Annotated in this window: 13 protein-coding genes; all 13 read left to right on the forward strand. The window is 32.1% G+C overall.

The features are described from left to right. The first annotated feature begins 103 nt into the window (after window positions 1–103). The 13 genes from IGI58_RS09845 to IGI58_RS09905 all read left to right on the forward strand — a co-directional run bounded on the left by IGI58_RS09845 (window position 104) and on the right by IGI58_RS09905 (window position 18,536). Complete coding sequence (locus tag IGI58_RS09845) at window positions 104–2,971, forward strand: DUF927 domain-containing protein (protein WP_429953569.1); 2,868 nt, start codon at window positions 104–106, stop codon at window positions 2,969–2,971. 333 nt (window positions 2,972–3,304) lie between these two features. Then, window positions 3,305–3,844, forward strand: a complete 540-nt coding sequence (locus IGI58_RS09850) for a hypothetical protein (protein ID WP_429953568.1) — start codon at window positions 3,305–3,307, stop codon at window positions 3,842–3,844. A gap of 213 nt (window positions 3,845–4,057) precedes the next feature. Then, window positions 4,058–5,467, forward strand: coding sequence for a recombinase family protein (locus IGI58_RS09855; protein ID WP_429953567.1), 1,410 nt, complete (start codon window positions 4,058–4,060; stop codon window positions 5,465–5,467). Then, the gene (locus IGI58_RS09860; RefSeq protein WP_429953566.1) at window positions 5,451–7,091 is read left to right on the forward strand and encodes a recombinase family protein; all 1,641 of its coding nucleotides are present in this window, start codon (window positions 5,451–5,453) and stop codon (window positions 7,089–7,091) included. Before IGI58_RS09855 ends, IGI58_RS09860 begins: the two co-directional genes overlap by 17 nt. Window positions 7,092–7,328: 237 nt before the next feature. Next, the gene (locus tag IGI58_RS09865; RefSeq protein ID WP_429953565.1) at window positions 7,329–8,576 is read left to right on the forward strand and encodes a hypothetical protein; all 1,248 of its coding nucleotides are present in this window, start codon (window positions 7,329–7,331) and stop codon (window positions 8,574–8,576) included. Beyond that, complete coding sequence (locus IGI58_RS09870) at window positions 8,560–9,021, forward strand: three component ABC system middle component (RefSeq protein WP_429953564.1); 462 nt, start codon at window positions 8,560–8,562, stop codon at window positions 9,019–9,021. The genes IGI58_RS09865 and IGI58_RS09870 overlap by 17 nt, the downstream gene beginning before the upstream one ends. Further along, window positions 9,018–10,889, forward strand: a complete 1,872-nt coding sequence (locus IGI58_RS09875; RefSeq protein ID WP_429953563.1) for a DUF3732 domain-containing protein — start codon at window positions 9,018–9,020, stop codon at window positions 10,887–10,889. Before IGI58_RS09870 ends, IGI58_RS09875 begins: the two co-directional genes overlap by 4 nt. 44 nt (window positions 10,890–10,933) lie before the next feature. Further along, window positions 10,934–14,098, forward strand: a complete 3,165-nt coding sequence (locus IGI58_RS09880; RefSeq protein WP_429953562.1) for a sacsin N-terminal ATP-binding-like domain-containing protein — start codon at window positions 10,934–10,936, stop codon at window positions 14,096–14,098. Between the two features lie 9 nt (window positions 14,099–14,107). After that, window positions 14,108–14,947 (forward strand): TIR domain-containing protein, encoded by an 840-nt coding sequence (locus tag IGI58_RS09885; protein ID WP_429953561.1) that lies wholly within the window; start codon window positions 14,108–14,110, stop codon window positions 14,945–14,947. Window positions 14,948–15,421: 474 nt separating this feature from the next. Then, the gene (locus IGI58_RS09890; RefSeq protein WP_429953560.1) at window positions 15,422–15,655 is read left to right on the forward strand and encodes a hypothetical protein; all 234 of its coding nucleotides are present in this window, start codon (window positions 15,422–15,424) and stop codon (window positions 15,653–15,655) included. 236 nt (window positions 15,656–15,891) lie between these two features. Next, window positions 15,892–16,932, forward strand: coding sequence for a DGQHR domain-containing protein (locus tag IGI58_RS09895; RefSeq protein WP_429953559.1), 1,041 nt, complete (start codon window positions 15,892–15,894; stop codon window positions 16,930–16,932). Beyond that, a complete protein-coding gene (locus tag IGI58_RS09900) occupies window positions 16,922–17,701 on the forward strand; it encodes a hypothetical protein (protein WP_429953558.1) in 780 nt (259 codons plus the stop codon). Before IGI58_RS09895 ends, IGI58_RS09900 begins: the two co-directional genes overlap by 11 nt. 583 nt (window positions 17,702–18,284) lie before the next feature. Further along, window positions 18,285–18,536, forward strand: coding sequence for a hypothetical protein (locus tag IGI58_RS09905; RefSeq protein WP_429953557.1), 252 nt, complete (start codon window positions 18,285–18,287; stop codon window positions 18,534–18,536). Window positions 18,537–18,540: the final 4 nt, after the last annotated feature.

Consider the following 18,540-nt stretch of genomic DNA (forward strand, 5'->3'; position numbering starts at 1 on the left):
TTTTTCTTTCTCGAAATCATCGTAAGATAAGAATGTAATTACAACAAACAAAACAAAAGGATTTACCGGTGAATCCAATATTAACTTATTGGAGGAAAAAACAATGCTAAAAAAAGAAAAAATTGTATTAACAAACGCAAACGAAGAAGTTACAAAAGAAGTATTTGACGAAAGACTTTGGCCAGAGATGAAAAAGACTGCGAACTACTTTCGTGAGAAGGGCGTTACACATTTGAATTTGCGCTGTTTTAGTGTGAAACCAACGAAAACAATCGTTCTACCTATTGAAGAAAGTGATCAGCAAAAAATGTATGACTGGATAGTAAGCAATAAACTTTGGAATCAAACGATTCACACAACAATGAATCCAATCAAAGAGGAGTCTGTTATAAAGTCATCGGTTGGTGCAAACGATATCGAAATTTTTCAACATCTGCTTATAGACGTTGACACCGAGCGTCCAAAGGGGACGAGCGCAGACAAGCAAATGCTAGTTGCTGCCGATGAGGTAATGAAGAACATTGTTAAACTTTTACAGAGCTTCGGTATTAAAAACTACCTCCGTGCATATTCTGGTAATGGCAAGCATTTGGTTCTTGAAGGAGATTTCGACAGCTATCCTAAAGAATTTCCTAAACAGCTACTAGAAGTTTTTGGATTTACCTACAATACCAAACTAGCTAAAGTGGACCAAGTCACTTTTGACCCTCCAAGGGTAACAAAGGTGTATGGCTGTATGGCGACAAAAGGAGAAGCTTCTGAAGTGACGCCTCACCGTCAAAGTTACATTGAGGAAATTTGCGAAAGCGAGCAACCAAATGATCTTTCACAATTGTATAAATGGGTAACTTCTGTTTTAGCAAAGAAAGACACTATTTCCACAAAAAAGGAATCCAAAAACATAGCGGAAACAAAAGGTGGATGGATAAAAGGAGATGGCAAACTTTGGGCGGATTCTCATCATCTTTCCTACAAAGTAAAGGCGGGTGATACACCTAATACAGAATTGTTGATTTTCGATAAATGTCCAATGAAAGACCATACTAATAATTCAAACGGCTTTTCTATTATCCAATCCGGTGACTTCTTTAGACAAAATTGTCTTCATGAAAGCCATGCTGAACTGACTAAGGAGGAACTTTTAAGTAAATATCCTTTACCAGAAACAGCAAAAATTACCCCTAAAGCCGTGGATCATAATGCATTAATAAAAGGCCGACAATATGACTTTTTTCCATTTCTATTAAGCAATAATGGACTGACTTGGAAGCAAGATGGTAAAAAAATAGAGATCGCTTCAGCTATTTATATTAGTGGTATCTATAAATCGTTAGAGACAGGATTGGTTCGATACGTACTCAAGTTCAAGAGCAATGGGTACTGGGAAGAACAGGAAGTGGAAGGCGATTTTCTTCAAGTTGGCATGCTGAAGAAATTGGCTCGATTTGGCTTAGAAGCAAAATCAAATTTTGAGCCACAGGTCATAGATTTTCTTATAGCACAAAAACAAACAGTTCTAGTCAACTATTTGCATAGTACAATGGGCTGGAAGTTTCGCTCGGACTCTGAACCCGTGTTTTATTTATATGAGGCATACGGCAATGATGAAAAAAAGAGTCTCCTGTCAGAAGATGCAGATGTTCCCTTTAAACTAAAACCAGTGGGTTCTTATGATGCATGGCTGAAGATGGTGGAAACAGCAGTGTTAGGTACCTATATGGAAATGATGATAGCTGTAGGGTTCGCTAGTGTGATATTTGCCTATTTAAAAGGCACTAAATACCCGGATTTGACAGCTCCAATCATTAACCTTTCAAATAAAACGTCTACTGGAAAATCTACAGCTCAACTTTTTGGAGTATCGATGTTCGCTTCACCATCAAGTGCAATGGATTCAATGAACGCAACCTTGAATAGTATTATTGCAACGCTATCGGACAATCATGGAGTCCCTTATGCACTAGATGAATTAGCTGCCAATACTACTATGGATATTACTCAGCTTGTTTATATTGTTAGTACAGGAAAGGATAGAAAACGCATGACTCAGAAGGGAAAGTTACGTGCTCAAAAAACATTTTCAACGATAGTGATCCTAAGTTCGGAAAACCCGCTTTCGGTTTTTATGAAAAATGAAACAGGCATTCGGCCTAGACTAATAGACTTTCATGGAAAAATTTGGACCAAAAACGCCACATCAGCCGAACGGATCAAAGAAGTATCAACGTACAATCATGGTCAAGCCGCCAATAAATTTATTGAACAGCTATTTAGAGAAGGGCATGAGCTTATTATTGATGTATTTGAACAAGAGAAAGCGCTGATATTACAAGAACTACCCGAAAGTGCAGTCAAAGGGAGAGTAGCCAATAACTATGCCTTAATTACCACAGCAGCTCAGATGGTTATTAAGTTGCTCGACATCCCATTACGTTATGATTTTATCAAAGATGAATTAATAGCTATCGAAAAAAGTGCTATCGAGAACCAAGAACTTGAAGAGCAAAGTATTGAAGAAAAAGTGTTGGAATGGGCTGTATCTAATGGACATCATTTTGTACAATTTTCGAATACAAAAAAGACAACCCTAAACCCATATGGCTATACCCAACTGAAGTCAGAATTTGTCCAAGTAAATATCTTGAAAAATAAATTTGAAGAAATTGTAAAAGTGTTGGCAAAAGTCGAAAACCCAAAACGGGTGATTAAAGAGTTGATTGAAAAAAAAGTCGTTTTTAAAGAAGGGGATAGAAGTCAAAAAAGGATTAGCGTGAAAAATAAACGGCTTTCAACCTATGAATTACACTTAGATTTAGAGTATAGTCCTTATTTTAGCTATTCTTTACCGAGAGGAGCGACACAAGCACCAGAGACTCATTGTGAGGAGGAGCAAGTAGAAACGCCTAATCAGACTGTTGAACAACCGATGACTGACCGACTGGAAGTTGATGACGTTGATTTAGAATTTTAGTAAGACTAAAGCCATAAAAAAGAATCTGGAGCTACTCGTTTTACTAGTAAGCTCCAGTCTAAGAAAAGGAGATAACTGACCAATGAAAAAACTATAAAAAACGCAACAACTATACAATTTTTGTGTATGGAATTATGGCACGCAAATTTTTACTACAAGAGACCTACTCAAAGCAGTAGAATTACCGCTAACAGATGATGAATTGAATTTTTAAGAATACAAACGGTTTCGAAAAGAAATCAGAGTTAGAAATAAGGGGCAAATTCTGTACGACCTCACAAATTAGCATGGAATAAAAATAACAATTAAAAGAAGAGAAAGAAGGAATTTTAGATGAAGAATAGAAATGAAGAAGCAGTATTTTATAATCGAGATATATTTATTGATATACAAGGAACTAGTGGAATCAATCATTTCGCATATTACAGTGAAATTACAAATGTAGATTTTGTTAAAGGGAGAAATAGAATTGGGCAAATCGTGTCCTTGATCGTTCTTACATTAGCAGTAACAGACCCTTCAGGTGCTCCAGGTGATTATCTTATTGATCATGTAATTGAAGTTAATCACAAAGAAGACGGAGTATTTGGGTGTTTCAAAGAGGCCTTGAATGCCTCAAAGGTTCCTGCGCTGAATCGTTTAGGGGAATTGTTACCAAAGAAAATCTACCAAACGTGGCAACAGTATGCGAGTTCTTCAGAAAATGGTTTTGACTACTTTGAAGATGAGAAGTTAAGGCAATTGTTTAACCAGCTAAAGAAAGTTTTATTGCATAAACAAGCGTTAATTAGTGCTCGATCAGTCTACGACAGCATTTCACATCAACAAGTATTTTTCGTAGAAGAACTGAAATTTCACAAGTGGTACAGTTAAAAAAAGCTGACCATTAAATCAGAAGAAAAACAAGGAGGCAAGAAGCATGAATGATAATCTGACCATTTTTTCCAAGCAATTAGCTTGTTCTTTATTACCCTATATTTATCACCATGAGCCCACATTAGACGAAACAGATACGAACCAATAAATTTTTAACTATGAGAAGGCATGCCTTCAAAATCCGGTATGCTTTCTTATTAAGGAGTGATTATGGTGAACGTTTATTCGTATGCTCGAACTTCTGTTGATGATGGAAAAAAGATCAGTGTTGATGCGCAATTAACAAAAATTGAAACGTATGCGTCTAAACAGGAAGATAGTATCCCCTTTGCCTACGTCGATAAAGGATTTTCAGGTGGGACAGAAAACAGACCAGATTTTCTGCGATTAAAAGAAACGATTGTACAAAATAATTCAGTAGGAATTCTCTATGTTTGGCGGTACGATCGAATCGCAAGAAATACAAAAAATCTTTTAGAGTTTCTTGAATTTTGTGAGCATCATCATGTTCAAGTTCATTCAGTTACAGAACCTTTGCCAAATGGCGTAGGAACGAGTATTGCCACACAAAAAATGTTTGTACAAGTATTAGGGATTTTAGGGGAAATGCAGCGGAACGTGACCATTGAGAATGTAAATGCAACATTAGCTTATAAAAAGACAAAGAAGCAATATTTAGGTTCGTCTGTTCCAATAGGTTACGTATTAGAAAATGGAGACGTCAGTAAAAATCCAGAGACAGCGCCAATGATCAAACGGATATTTGAGTTATACGCGACTGAAAAATATGGCTATAAGAGTCTTGTGAAACAGTTAAGCAAAGAAGGCTATCTGTACAAAGGGAAGCCGTTAGCTATCCATCGTATTCCTGTTATTTTAGGGAATTCTCTTTATTATGGGTGGATCAAAGGCGGTAATTTAGGCGGTTATTATGGAAATTTCCAACCGATTATTTCTGAATCATTGTTTCATAAAGTACAAGAAATACGGGAACAACGACATTGTAAGAAAAAGAATGGACGAGTGTATCCTTTACGACAGAAAATTAGTTGTCCTTATTGTGGTTGGTTTCTTAGTCCGAAAAAGGTAAGCAATAAACAAACAGGCAAAGAACACCATTATTATCATTGTGCGAATCGGCAATGTGAAGGAGTAACTGTTTCTGCGTCTAAGATAGAATCTCAAGTCATGAAGCATATAAAAGTGTTTTTAAGCAAGAAAGAATTGTTAGATGGGCTAACAACAGCGGTTCAAGAAGAGTTAATGAGCATTCAACGTAACAACCAACAATACAAGAAAAAAATTGACCAACAACGAACGAACTTATTCGAAGCTTTTGAGAAAGATCAACTATCTACCAATGAGTTTAAAAAGCAACTGAAACAATTGAATAAGAATAACGCACAAGATCCACATCCAAAGCTATCCGAAGTCATTTGCCAACAGAGATTGGCAGTATTACTACAGCTAACGCAACAGCCCATAAAAGACGTATTATGGGTTCAACTAAAAGAAATTCGATTAACAAAGAAGAAAAACATCACTGAAATTTACTTAAAAAATATCAATCAAAATATTTTACAGTGGGAAGGAAGAAATCAGAATGGAAAAACCAATTAAGAAAAACCGTCTGGCCTTGTATTTGCGTGTCAGTACGACCGAACAAGCGCAAGAGGGGTATAGTATTCAAGCACAGGAACAAAATGGACGGGATTATGCTAAACGAATAGGCTATGAGGTAACAGAGGTTTATGCGGATGAAGGGGAAAGTGGTAAAAGCACAAAGAACCGTTTGGCGTATCAACGAATGATGGCGGATGTACAAGCAGAAAAATTTGATCTGTTAGTCATTTGGAAACTAAGCCGACTTGGACGAAATATGTTGGATATTTTAAAAACAGTAGACGTGCTTTTAGAACACAATGCCGGTTTGTACTCTATCTCAGAACAATTTGACGTAACGACCTCTAGTGGGAAGTTGATGTTGCAGCTTCTTGGCAGCTTTAGTGAATTTGAACGAAATCAGATTTCAGAAAATGTTCAAATGGCCATGACCTCATTGGTACGAGATCAAAAGCGCTATGCAGGGGGACGAAGGCTTGGTTATGTTAGTGGTGTTGATAATGATGGAAAAAAACAATTACTCATTGAACCCAAAGAAGCGGAACTAGTTCAGTTGATTTATTCAAAATACTTGAGTGGGCAAGGGTATCGTTCAATTGCGAATGAATTAAATAAAAGAGGCTATCAAACAGTGAAAGGCAATTCTTTTTCAACCACTGCCATTAAAGATATTTTGCATAATAAAATCTATGCTGGGTACTTAGAATATGCCCGTTACGTTGATTGGGATACGAAACGAAGAAAGGGGAAAAATCTCCACCCGATTATTGTAAAAGGAGACCATGAACCAATTATTGATGAACATACCTATCAGGCGGTTCAGGAGCGTTTAGACTTGGAGAGCAGACACCCCAATTGGAATCATGCAGGTGAAAATGTATTGACAGGATTGCTTCGATGTCCAGAATGTGGAGCACCAATGGCAGCAAGTAATGTGACCAATACACTAAAGGATGGGACCAAAAAACGTATTCGGTATTATTCCTGTTCTCAATTTCGAAATAAAGGAGCAAGTGTATGTCATGCGAACTCAATCCGAGCAGACCAAGCGGAACAGTTTGTGGCTGCAAGGCTGAAGGAAATCGTTCAACATCCACAAATCATAAAAGAAGTCATTCAAGCACTTAATCAGGAAATGGAGGAGCAGCGCCTCCCATTGTCGCAAGAGCTAAAGGTTATACAGACCGAAAAAAAAGAAATAACTGCCAAAATTGAGAAATTGACGTTATTGTTAGAAGAAGACCCGGAATTGTTAGACTCATTAAAAGAACGTTTAGAAAAAAAGCATACATTACGACGAGAAAAACAGATTCGAGAAAATGAACTCTTAAGCATTTTAAGTTATCAAGGCAAGAAAATAGAGGTAGGTAACGTGACTGACATTGTTATTGGCATTGATAAACTAGTAAGCAATCAAGAAAAACAGCAGATAAAACAGCTATACAGAACGTTTATTCAAAAGATTACCTTTACGCCAGATACTAAAGACCACTTACAATTGACGATGTATTTTGACCAATCCATCATTGATCAACTTAACAAGCACTATAGAGAAACCGTATCCCATTCAGAGGATACGGTTCTTTTTGTCTTAACAACACCGTTCCGATTCACTGTATAGGAGCAATGAAGAATCGCATCAAATGTGATCGTCCACGTAACAATTCCCTAGCGGTTAATGATCGCTAGGAGAACTGTTATGGAGGTGCGTAACGATAGTGCACATTCAATAAATAATTCTAATTTTATTAATAATTATCTGTTAGAGTGATATTTAATAGTGAATATAGATAAAATGGCATCAAATAGTAAAAAATGTTATAATTTTAGTAAACATATATTATTTGGAGATGAATAGATGCCTAATAAGTCTAAGCAAGCAAGACAAGAAAAAATGTCTGCTGATGATAAAATTGTAGCATTTGATTTTCAGTTTGAATATTTTTTACTACAACTATTTTGTATGAAAATTGGTGAAAAAGTTGGATTTGAATATGAAGAAGATGTCCATATTGAACATGCAAATGGAAAAATCAGTTACATACAAGTGAAGCATACTGTTGAAAAAGATAAAAATATAACGCAAAAAGATTCGGATATGTGGAAAACTTTATGGTCTTGGATAAAAATTATTACAGATGAAGAGCTGAGAGTAAATCAGACAGAACAGTGTGAGTTCGTTAAGAATACTTTATTCATTCTTTTGACAAATAAAGTTGAGAAAAATGAAAATAAAATAATCAAAGCATTTGATGATTTTAGAAGAGAAAAAATAAATTTAGATTCACTTAGAGCAATCTTAAGTGGTGTTATAACTAAAAGAAAAGTAAAATCCGTAACTGATATAAGAATTCAAGAGATACTTGATGTTAACATAGAGATACTTAATATTTTTTTTAAAAATATTAAGTTTGAAACGGATTTTCTAGATATTGAAGATAAGCTAACTGATAAACTGACGGAACTTCATATTCCAATGAAAAAGCATGAAATGATATTAGGTTTAATTTATAAAGCTGTTAAGAATGATTTAAAAAGAGTTGTACTAAATAAAGGGCATCTTTCGTATACTCAAGAGCAATTTTCGCTAATTTTTCAAAAATATACTTATGGGTATAACAAAAAGATAAATCTATATAAAAACTTTGATTTAGATTTGGAGGAGAGACCTTCAAGAAAGATGACTTTTCTTAAACAATTAGATGATATAGATATCATTAACTTTGATGGTTCCAATTTGAGTAGTCAAAAGTATCTATTAATGAAGTATGAGAATAAACTCCTATATGAAAAGAGCAAACTAAAATGGATACAAGATTCTGAATTACCAGAGGTAGAGATTGAACAAATCGAAGAGAATGCCAAAAGAGATTGGTTAAGGAAATATCATAGGCATTACAGAATGCCACCAAATGATGAGCTGGAGGGAAATGAAAAAGCTAGGAAGTTATATTATGAGATAGAAGATGCATATTTGGAGTTTGCAATTGATGTTGAATCTCCTAAGGACCTAGGAGAAGGTGTGTATCTCTATTTATCTGATATACCACAAATTGGTTGGATTTATGAATGGGAGGAAAAATATTCTTATGCAGATTTACAATAATGAGTTCTTTTCAGCAACCGCGATATACTCTATTTTGAAAAATAATAGTACGTGGTCATTAGGTGAAATTATGTTAATATTACCAATAGTGACTCATGCGGATTTAGTAAAAACAATCAAGAATAAGAAATCATATATATCTTTTTTAGATATCGTTATAGATAAGCCAAATTTATTTTACAATTTTAATCAAATGTTTCATTCTTATAAAACAACAACAATAAATAGTTTAACTCTTTTATTGTCAATTAATGCTATTCTGGTAGACAAAGCTTCTGGAATAATTGAGTTAAATGAAAGGTTTTCTATTTCAAAGTTGGAAGCGGTCATAAATGAGAATAAGCGCTTACGAGATATCGATATTATCTCGGAAAAAATGACAACGATGTTAACTAAAAAAACTGAATTATCAGAAATATATTCTCAGTTAGGAGTTAAATTATGAGATTTTGTATCAACAATTTATTTTTGTGGCAAAAAGATGGTTACTTAAGAAAATTAGATTTTTTGGAAAATAAAATAAATGTCATCACAGGAGGTAGTGGAACTGGTAAGTCTGAAATAATTTCAATTATTGAATACTGTTTTTTATCTTCGGATATAGATATTACTGAAGTAAAAATAAATGAGAATGTAAATTGGTATGGAATAAATTTTGATATAAATGAAAAAAATTATACTATTGCTAGGTATCGTATTGAAAATTCAGAGAACTCAGATAGATACTATTTTTCTTCAATGGGGAAAATCCCCTCCATAGATGAAATTGAATCTAATATAACCGAAGAGGCATTGAGACAGATTGTTGAAACTGAGTTTGGGATATCTGAAAAAACAGTTTTTCCCTTTGGGGGGAAAAAAATCAAATTGGGAAGTAAAATTTCTTTCAGATACTTCTTTATGTTCAATATTGTTTCTGACGATATTATAGCAAATAAAAACCAATTTTTTGATACGAGGAATAATTCTAAATATATAGAAGCTTTAGAACGTATTTTTGATCTAGTCACAGGAATTATTAACGAAGATGACTTGCTTTTAAGAGAAGAAGTACAAAGACTTCAGCAAAAATTAAATTCATTTAAAAGAAAAAAGGAACGTATAGAAAATGTCATTTCTGATGCTCAAAAAGATATCCGATTGCTTGCAAGGAAAGCTTCAAATCTAGGTTTGTTAAATATTTCTGATGATTCTGATATTTTTTTGAAAAAAGAATTACAACGGGTAAGTTCTAATTCAGGAAAATTAGTACAGCCGGATAATTCGATATCTATTGAGATAAATAAGTTAACAAAGAAAAGAAACAGTCGAATAAGACACTCTAGAAAACTTAAAATTTTTATTAAGGAGTACGATAATTATTTAAGATTAGTACAAAACGAAAAAGAAAGCATTATTACTGCGAATAATTTTGCAATTGCAAATGAGGAGATTTTTGATTTACCAGATGCTCATTTTCTATTAAAAGTGATGGCTAACGAATTAGAAAATATTAAGCAAAATATTGGGGAAGGACCAAAAGTAAAGAGAGAAATAAATAGAAAAATTAAGAGTATTGATAAAGAAGTAATTGATTTGGATATGCGAATAAAGCTATTAAATGAGGACTTAAGTGCAAGTGATAATATACTGAAGGAACAATGGATATTTGTTGGTGAGTTGCAAGCAAAACTGTCTCTTATGAAACCACCTAAGGAGATTGTTGAGTATAGTGACGAAATAGAGGCTCTTGAACAAGAACTTGATAAATACAATCAAAAGTTGAATGGATATCCTGAAGACAGAATTCGAGTTATATCTGCATTGAATGAAATGATCCAAGAATACTTGAGTATGGCGAAAGAGTCGTTGGCTGATTATGCTGAATATTTAGCTGATTTTAATTACAAAGATAAAACTTTACAATTGAGAAAACCTAAGTCAGATTATTCAGTTAAAGTCGGAAGTAGTTCCAATCACATGTTTTTGCATCTATGTCTTTTCTTAGGTTTTCAAGAATATTTTATCACTAGAGTAAATAAATATATCCCTTCTTGGTTAATTTTTGACCAACCTAGTAGACCATATTTTGGTGATGATGATAAAGATGCTATAAAAGATCCCAAAACAGATTCAGCTAGAATAAAGAATATGTTAGAGATTTTTTCTAATTTTGCAAAACGAATTGTTAATATAGAAAATAAAAACTTTCAGATAATTATGTTAGAGCATATTCCAAAGGAGATGTGGTTGGAAGATGAATCTTTGAAAGATGTATTTCACCTAGTTGAAGAATTTAGGAATGGAAATGCCCTGATAAAAATTCAAGAGTAGCCATGTAAGCAGTACTATATTTATATAAACATAAAGGTTTTTGTATGAACAAAGAAGGTGTGATACAACGAATGGCATATCTAAATAATTTTCAAAATGTTAGGCAAGAAGCTTATGAACGACAGGTGGCTACAAAAATTCTCGATATGATAGAAAAACTTACACTCAGTAATAGTGAAAGTAATAAAAGTCGCTGGGTGTGGGAACTTCTACAAAATGCGAAAGATGTATCGTATTTTGATAAACCAGTAGATATTCAAATAAATTTTGATTTTGAAAATAAAAAAATTGAATTCAGCCATAATGGGCGTCCTTTTAGATCGAAAGATATTACATTCTTGATTGAGCAAGTTTCTACTAAAGAAAGAAATCAAAATGGAGATGAATTAGTCAGAACTACAGGTAAATTTGGTACAGGCTTTTTAACTACACATCTTTTGTCGAAGGTTGTTCAAGTTGAAGGCATTGTAAAAGACAGCAATGAACCTCATAAAAAATTTAATGTTACAATTGACCGCTCAGGTAAAACGATTGAAGAAATCTGTGCCAGTGTTAATCAGTCAATGCGTGAATTAGAATTAATTGACTACGAACCAGATTACAACTTTTTTAGTGAAAGTGATTTTAATACGAAGTTTACTTATCAATTAAATGACGAAGGTTTAACAATTGCTAAAAAAGGTTTAGAGGATTTAGAGAGGTCATTACCATATACAATGGTTTTTGTACCCGAAATTAACTCTGTTTCAATTATTTCCTCAAATGTAAAATATTATAGAAAATATGGACAAAAGACTGAAAATATTTGTTTAGAAACCATTATATGTATGAACAATAATCAAGAAATAGAAAAAAACATTTTAGTATCAAAAAGAGGAGATATAACATTTGCTTGTCCTGTGGAAATTGAGAATAAACTAATTTCAATTAAAGAGATTGATACCTCAATACCTAAACTATTTTGTGATTTTCCATTGGGGGATACAAAAGACTTCGTATTTCCAGGAGTCGTTAATAATCCATTCTTTTATCCAGATGAACCTAGAGAAAAAATATATTTAACAAATAAAGATAATGAGAATGTGTTGGCAAACAAGAATTCTATCATTACGGCTCTACATTTATTTATTCAATTCTTAAATTATGCTTCCGACAACAATTTTAAAAGACTTGTTTTACTTGCAGAACATAATGCTATGACTAAAAGTGATTGGATTGATCAAGAGTGGCTAAAAAATGAAGTGGTTATACCGCTGAGGAAGGAACTCAGCAAAGTTAAACTTGTTCATACTTATACTGGAGAAAAAATGTCTATATTAAATGATAAGGATGAACTTAATGTGCAATTTCCCTCGAATAGAGATAAATCTATAAGGAACGAAATATGGAAGTTGAGTATATGGATTTCGGGGATTAAGCTGCCGAAAGAAGAAGAGATAGATTTATGGGCCAAGATAATTTGGTTTGATAAACCCAAATTAACGTTGGCTACATTAGCAAGTAAAATTATTTTATGTACAAATATTCAAAATTTTACTTCAATTTTGATTCAAAGCCCTGATACCATGGATCCTATGGTATGGTTAAATTGGTATTATCGTATTGCATTGAGAAATGAAGATTTTGTAGCCCAGTTTTCCAAAGAAAAACTTACTATTTTCCCAAACCAGAATAGCATTTTCACCTCTCTTTCTTGTCTAAAAAAAGATGTAAATATTAGTGAAGAGATAAAAGACATTGCGGATATAGTAAATGTCGATTGTCGAAATGAACTGTTACATAAATCGGTAATATTAGAAGATACAATGAACCTTGAAGTACAGTATCAAGAAAATATTGTTCTTCAAATTAATCAAATTTTATCTAGTGAGTTTTTTATTGCTATTGAAATAGAAGATGTGGAAAAAGTATGTTTTGATCTAATTTCACTTTTCCCAATGAATGACGAGAATTTTTATAATAAAGATATGATTTTATTACATTCATTCTGTAAGACGATATTTCCTCATTTAAACTTAGATATTCGATATTTGGAAAATTGGACAGGACAATTATGGGAAATATCTGAAAAAAGAGTTTTGAGTATGATTCTTACTAAAATTGGTGAATGTAAAAACATTGTTGAATTGAAACAGGCTATAGCATTTAACTCTGATGAAGATGTAATCTCTTTTATTGATTCATTGGTATCTTTCTTTTTAAAGCGTGAAGATAAAGAAGCATATCTAAACAATAGTAAGTTCCCAATTTTTCCTAATCAAAATGGTCATTTTCTTACAAAAGATGAACTATATCTTGATAGTGGGAATATTGATGGGAAATTAAAAGATATATCAAGAGAATTAGGCACTGATTTTAGAGAAACTTTATTAGAAATAAATATTTTTTTAGACTTACCAGAAAGTAGATGCAAGACAAAACAAGATGTTGCTAGCGAAATATATAGACTTGTTATGGAGAAGTTTGAAGAATCAGGACCTTTAGACGAACAAACCAAAGAAAGCTTTAGAAGTCTTGTAGTCTGGTTTAAAGACAACAAAGAAGAAGCGAAACATCTTTTTACTGATCTATATAAGAATAAGCATAGATTGTATGATGAGGATGTAATTGTTGAGAATCTTGATAAAGCTGAGAAATTCGATGCTTTTCTAAATAAGTATGGTGTAACCATTAAAGATCTTGAAATTTTATTATCGGAATCAAAATCAGTAGGAACTTATTCAGATTCATTTGTAATGAGTAATAATGAAATAGAAATAACTACTGAAAATTTAATACAATCAGGTATCTCTTCTCAAGACGAATTAGATATTGTATTAGGGAATAGTCTGTTTGGAAAACAGTTTATTCATTCATCAAATAGCGATCAGCTTAAATTTGATTATGTACAAAAACTATTAAATCGTTCTAAAGAAAACGTTCTTAATTTTTTGAAGAAAAAAGGTGAGTATGATTTCAGTAATTACATGGAGATCAGTAACACTATTATTTTGGCTAGGAAAAATGAAGAAGATATTTTTGTCATTATTCGTCCATCTGATTATGATCAAGTTATAATATATTATGATACAGAAAAAGACATCCTTGATTTTGAAAAAGACTGGGAACTATGGGTAGAGAACGGTAAAACTGAACCACAGAAAATTTCTTTTGGGAAAATATTAAAAATGACTGGAATTAATAGAATACCTTTATACCAAATTGAGTAGGTGAAACTAGTGTTTTCTAAAGTGCTTGAACAAATGATACTAGGAAAAATAGATAGACCAGTTATATGTCAGAAGTTTCAAATGACGCCATCTTTTTATTCTAAAGCTATTTGTGCGTTAACTAATAGTGGGGGAGGCTATATTATAATAGGAATTGAGAAGGAAGTGATTGGGTTTACAACTATTGGATTTAGTAAAAATTTTAATTATGACTCCGTTATTAATAAATCATTAGAAGAACTTTCATCTAGACCAAATATATATTCAGAAATTGTTCATTTTAAATCTAAGAATATCTTAATTATAGAAGTATCTAAAACAAAAAGGACAACATTTTTTCGTGATGTTAAATATATAGTTAGTAACTCAGAGATTGTTAAGTGTGAAGGAGAAATAAGAATGGATATGAATAAAGTATTTATTGTACATGGGCATGATAATGAGGCTAAGGTTACTGTAGCAAGATTTATAGAGAGAGTGGGACTAGAATCTGTAATATTACATGAGCAAGCAAGCCAAGGTAAAACTATCATTGAAAAAATAGAGGCAAATTCAAATGTGGGATTTGCTATAGTCTTGTATACACCTTGTGATGAGGGGAAATCAAAAGGGCAAGAACTTTTTCAATATAGAGCAAGGCAAAATGTTGTATTTGAACACGGATATCTAATTGGTAAATTGGGTAGAACAAGAGTTTGTGCACTTGTCAAAGGAGAAGTTGAGAAACCTAATGATATATCAGGAGTTGTTTATATTCCTTTTGATGAAGCAGGGGCTTGGAAAATTGATTTAATAAAGGAAATGCAGAGCTTAGGATATGAATTAGATATGCAAAAAGTATTTTTGTGATTGTAATTAAATATTTTATAAAAGAAAAATGTGAATTTTGATATCAGTTCTAAAATTTATTCAAAATCTGATATTGATACTACGAGTGAACAGTTCAATTTATATACACAATAGGATGTACTGATGGACATTAAATAATATTTCTGTTGTTCTAATATTTCAATAAAAAATGGGTAATGAGTTCTAAGTAGTAGGAGCTGAGCCTAATTTTGATAAATCAGTTCCAATTTTTCAAATTTCATAGAAAAAATCACCTTGTTGGTATAGATGATGCAATCACTTTTGAATTTTATTGACTATCGATTTATAAAGGTTCAAAGAATGTTAGGACGTAAAATATAAATATTATAATATGGAAAATATTATTTGAAAGGTAGATGAATGCATATTTTTTTGTAAAAAAGCATGCAAGAAAACAACTAGCGCTAAGTACCAAGCATAACTTTTCAGCTATGACTAGAAATTACCCTAGTATTGATGCTTAGGCATCATGTTTCTTGTATGTTGATTAGTCAAAAAGAAATCAATGTAGCTGTTAAACCTCTTGCAGAGAAGATACCGTTAGATGTTATTATTTCTAGAGTAAATGAACAATTCTCAGATGATTTTACTGATACTGACAAAGTCTTATTAGAAGAGTTATATTATTCATTCATAAACGATCCAGATCAAAAGCTTGTAAATATGGCTAAGAATAATGACATGTAAATGTTTGAGAAAAAGCTTATTCAAGGATGTTTTCTAAGATAGAACTATGAAAAAATATATGTCTGATCAAAGTGAATATGAGAAGTTATTTAGCAAAGAACATGATAAGTGTTTTAATTTGGTATATACATTGGTTGCTAAGAATTTGTATAAGATACTGAGGGCAGATTAAAATTTAGTTTAACTCAAGTTTAAGAATATTGCTATAATAAAAAAGAAAAGGGAGATGACAAGAGATGATACAACTTGAAAAGAACTTTATTAAATTTGAGGTAAAAAATGTAGAATTCTATAATTGTGTTTTCAAAGTGAATGAAATAATTGATATATTTTATGTTGCAGTTAGAGGTGTTGATGAAGAAGCGGGTGCTGTTCAAAGAGTTCTGAATAAAAGTAGAATTAAAGAAATTAAGAAATTCATATTGAATGGTAATATGTTTTTAAATTCTTTTATACTAAATTGGACAGATATTGATAATCCTCCACGAATTATTGGTGACAAAATAGTTTTAAATACTTCATCTGGAGCAGCCCAGGTTATTGACGGCCAACATAGGCTAGAAGGTTTAAAGGAGGCTGTTCAAGAAAATCAAGATATCGGAAATAAAGAAATATTAGTTTCTTTAGGGGTAAATATGTCAACTGAAGAAGCTGCATATTTTTTCCTTAATATAAATAGCGAGCAAAAACCTGTTCCAAAATCATTAATTTATGATTTGTATGGCATAGGTTATAGAGATACAAAAGAATTCGCTATTGAGAGATCTAGTGAAATTGCGAGATTACTGAATAAAAATGAAGACTCTCCTTACTACAGTTTAATAAAATTTCCGGGAACTCCGAGAGGTAAAGGTGTAATTGACCTATCAACAGTAGTTTCAAGTTTAAAAAAATATGTTGAACCTGACAGAGGGTTTTATACACTCAACCTTGATACTTTAGAGCTTCAAACAATGGCAATTTTAAACTTCTATAAAGTTCTTGAAAAGGCATATGGGGAAGAATGGTATAAAAAAACGAAAAATCCATTTATGAAAAGTGCAGGTTTTTATTCTGCTACTGACTTTTTTTGCAGTAAAGTAATGGAGAAATGCGCTGAGAAAAGATCTTTTAAAGTTGAAACTATCGAAAGCTTGCTGAAACTTGATTCTGAAGAGCTACTTTATCAAAAAGATATTAGTAAATTAGATGGTAAAACTGCAAGAATAAAAATTAAGGAATTTTTAGAAACCAATATGCTAGATATTGCTCAAACAGGAGAGGAATATGAATTTTAACAAAAAAGAAACGCAAGAATTCTTTAAGGATTTATTTTCACCATTAGACTGGAGCAAGACGGATAAAAAATTCTATAATGAGCATATACACGATAAAATATTATTATCAGATTCGGAAAAAGTCACTTTCCATAATATTATGATTGAAGAAAGTCAAGAATATTATTTTAAAGGCTTATTAAGTTACTTGGAAGCTATAACTGGAATAAAGAATAAACTGTATTCATGGTCAGTAGTAAAATTATATTATTCATTATTTTATTTAGCACGTGCAGAAATGGCAAACAATAAAAAAGTTTTTGTGAGACATATGAGGCAGCTTTATTTTTACGATGAAGGGAAATTTGAAAAATGTAAAAATAGTAATGACCATGAAATGACATTTGAAGAGATACCTAATAATGATTATTTGAGAAGTAATGCTATAGTTGTGGATGGAGATGAAGTATCTGTATTTAATTTAATAAAGAATTTACGAGAATGTGCTAACTATCAATCAAAGAGCTTTTTTGAACCAGAAATACCAGCAGATATTAGTAATTATTTTTGTGATGTTACAGATATCAGAGGAGAATTAAATTTTGTTGTTAATAACTTTGAAGAAACAGTTTTTCAACAAGAATATACTGCTATAGCGGTTCCGTTATATAAAATACACTTGTTAAAAAATGAGGGATGTAGTAATTTACCAAGTGAAAAGAGAAAATTTTTAGAAGATAATTTTGATTTGTTTGAATATGTTATATGTGATTCCTCATTTTTATATTAACTATTTTTAATCAGTTGTCTTATATACTAATAATTAAAAACACTGCATTATTTATGATAGGGGCATGCATATCACAAATGATGCGGTTTTTTGAGTGGTGGGAGTTCAGGAAAGAAATCGAAGAAATGATGGCTACTATGGGTTTCCGCAAATATCATTCACTTACGATACGCAGAACCGTATCATAAATGATGGTATTTTTATTGTAATAAAGAAGTATCTAAGGGTGATACTATATGAACGATAAACTCATTGCTAAAGCAAAAGAGCCATTTTCTACGAGTAGAACATTTCTATTATCTATAAATGATGCCAACTGAATAAAGTGAATTGAGATTTTGGCTGACACCATTGTTATTGTAAGTAAAAACAAAGCACTTAAATAAAAAAATCAAACGTATTATCAGTTAAAACAAGATAATACGTTTGATTTTTTTACGTAACAGGCACTTAACATTACCTATACACAGCCGACTTTTAAAAATAATCAAGGGGAAATCATTTATTTTTACTAAATGACCTGTAATGTTTATCTTTATTTTGTTAAACTATACTTATTGGAAAAGAAGGGGTTGATTCTTTTATGAGTCATATAGCTTCAGATATAGGTGCTGCTACAGGTGCAGTATCTGGTATTAAATCCGTATCTGTCAATAAAGGTACACAAGTAACACTAGGGAAAAGTAACGTTTCCAGTATGAAACAGGGAACGGAAGTCAATAATCAATTATTGTCAGATTTAGCTCAGTTAATCGATTGCGTGAAAGAACAAAGTCAAAAGTTCCCTAAAATTGCTGAGATTATGGCAATTGAAGACAGCAAAATTAAATTTTAAGGAG

This window comes from Enterococcus sp. AZ020 (assembly GCF_050499205.1).
Classification (GTDB): domain Bacteria; phylum Bacillota; class Bacilli; order Lactobacillales; family Enterococcaceae; genus Enterococcus_L; species Enterococcus_L dunnyi.

Excerpts from the sequence above, each read along its gene's own strand:
- IGI58_RS09845 (WP_429953569.1), top strand. The coding sequence starts at position 104 with ATGCTAAAAAAAGAAAAAATTGTATTAACAAACGCAAACGAAGAAGTT.
- IGI58_RS09850 (WP_429953568.1), top strand. The coding sequence starts at position 3,305 with ATGAAGAATAGAAATGAAGAAGCAGTATTTTATAATCGAGATATATTT.
- IGI58_RS09855 (WP_429953567.1), top strand. The coding sequence starts at position 4,058 with ATGGTGAACGTTTATTCGTATGCTCGAACTTCTGTTGATGATGGAAAA.
- IGI58_RS09860 (WP_429953566.1), top strand. The coding sequence starts at position 5,451 with ATGGAAAAACCAATTAAGAAAAACCGTCTGGCCTTGTATTTGCGTGTC.
- IGI58_RS09865 (WP_429953565.1), top strand. The coding sequence starts at position 7,329 with ATGCCTAATAAGTCTAAGCAAGCAAGACAAGAAAAAATGTCTGCTGAT.
- IGI58_RS09870 (WP_429953564.1), top strand. The coding sequence starts at position 8,560 with ATGCAGATTTACAATAATGAGTTCTTTTCAGCAACCGCGATATACTCT.
- IGI58_RS09875 (WP_429953563.1), top strand. The coding sequence starts at position 9,018 with ATGAGATTTTGTATCAACAATTTATTTTTGTGGCAAAAAGATGGTTAC.
- IGI58_RS09880 (WP_429953562.1), top strand. The coding sequence starts at position 10,934 with ATGAACAAAGAAGGTGTGATACAACGAATGGCATATCTAAATAATTTT.
- IGI58_RS09895 (WP_429953559.1), top strand. The coding sequence starts at position 15,892 with ATGATACAACTTGAAAAGAACTTTATTAAATTTGAGGTAAAAAATGTA.
- IGI58_RS09900 (WP_429953558.1), top strand. The coding sequence starts at position 16,922 with ATGAATTTTAACAAAAAAGAAACGCAAGAATTCTTTAAGGATTTATTT.
- IGI58_RS09905 (WP_429953557.1), top strand. The coding sequence starts at position 18,285 with ATGAGTCATATAGCTTCAGATATAGGTGCTGCTACAGGTGCAGTATCT.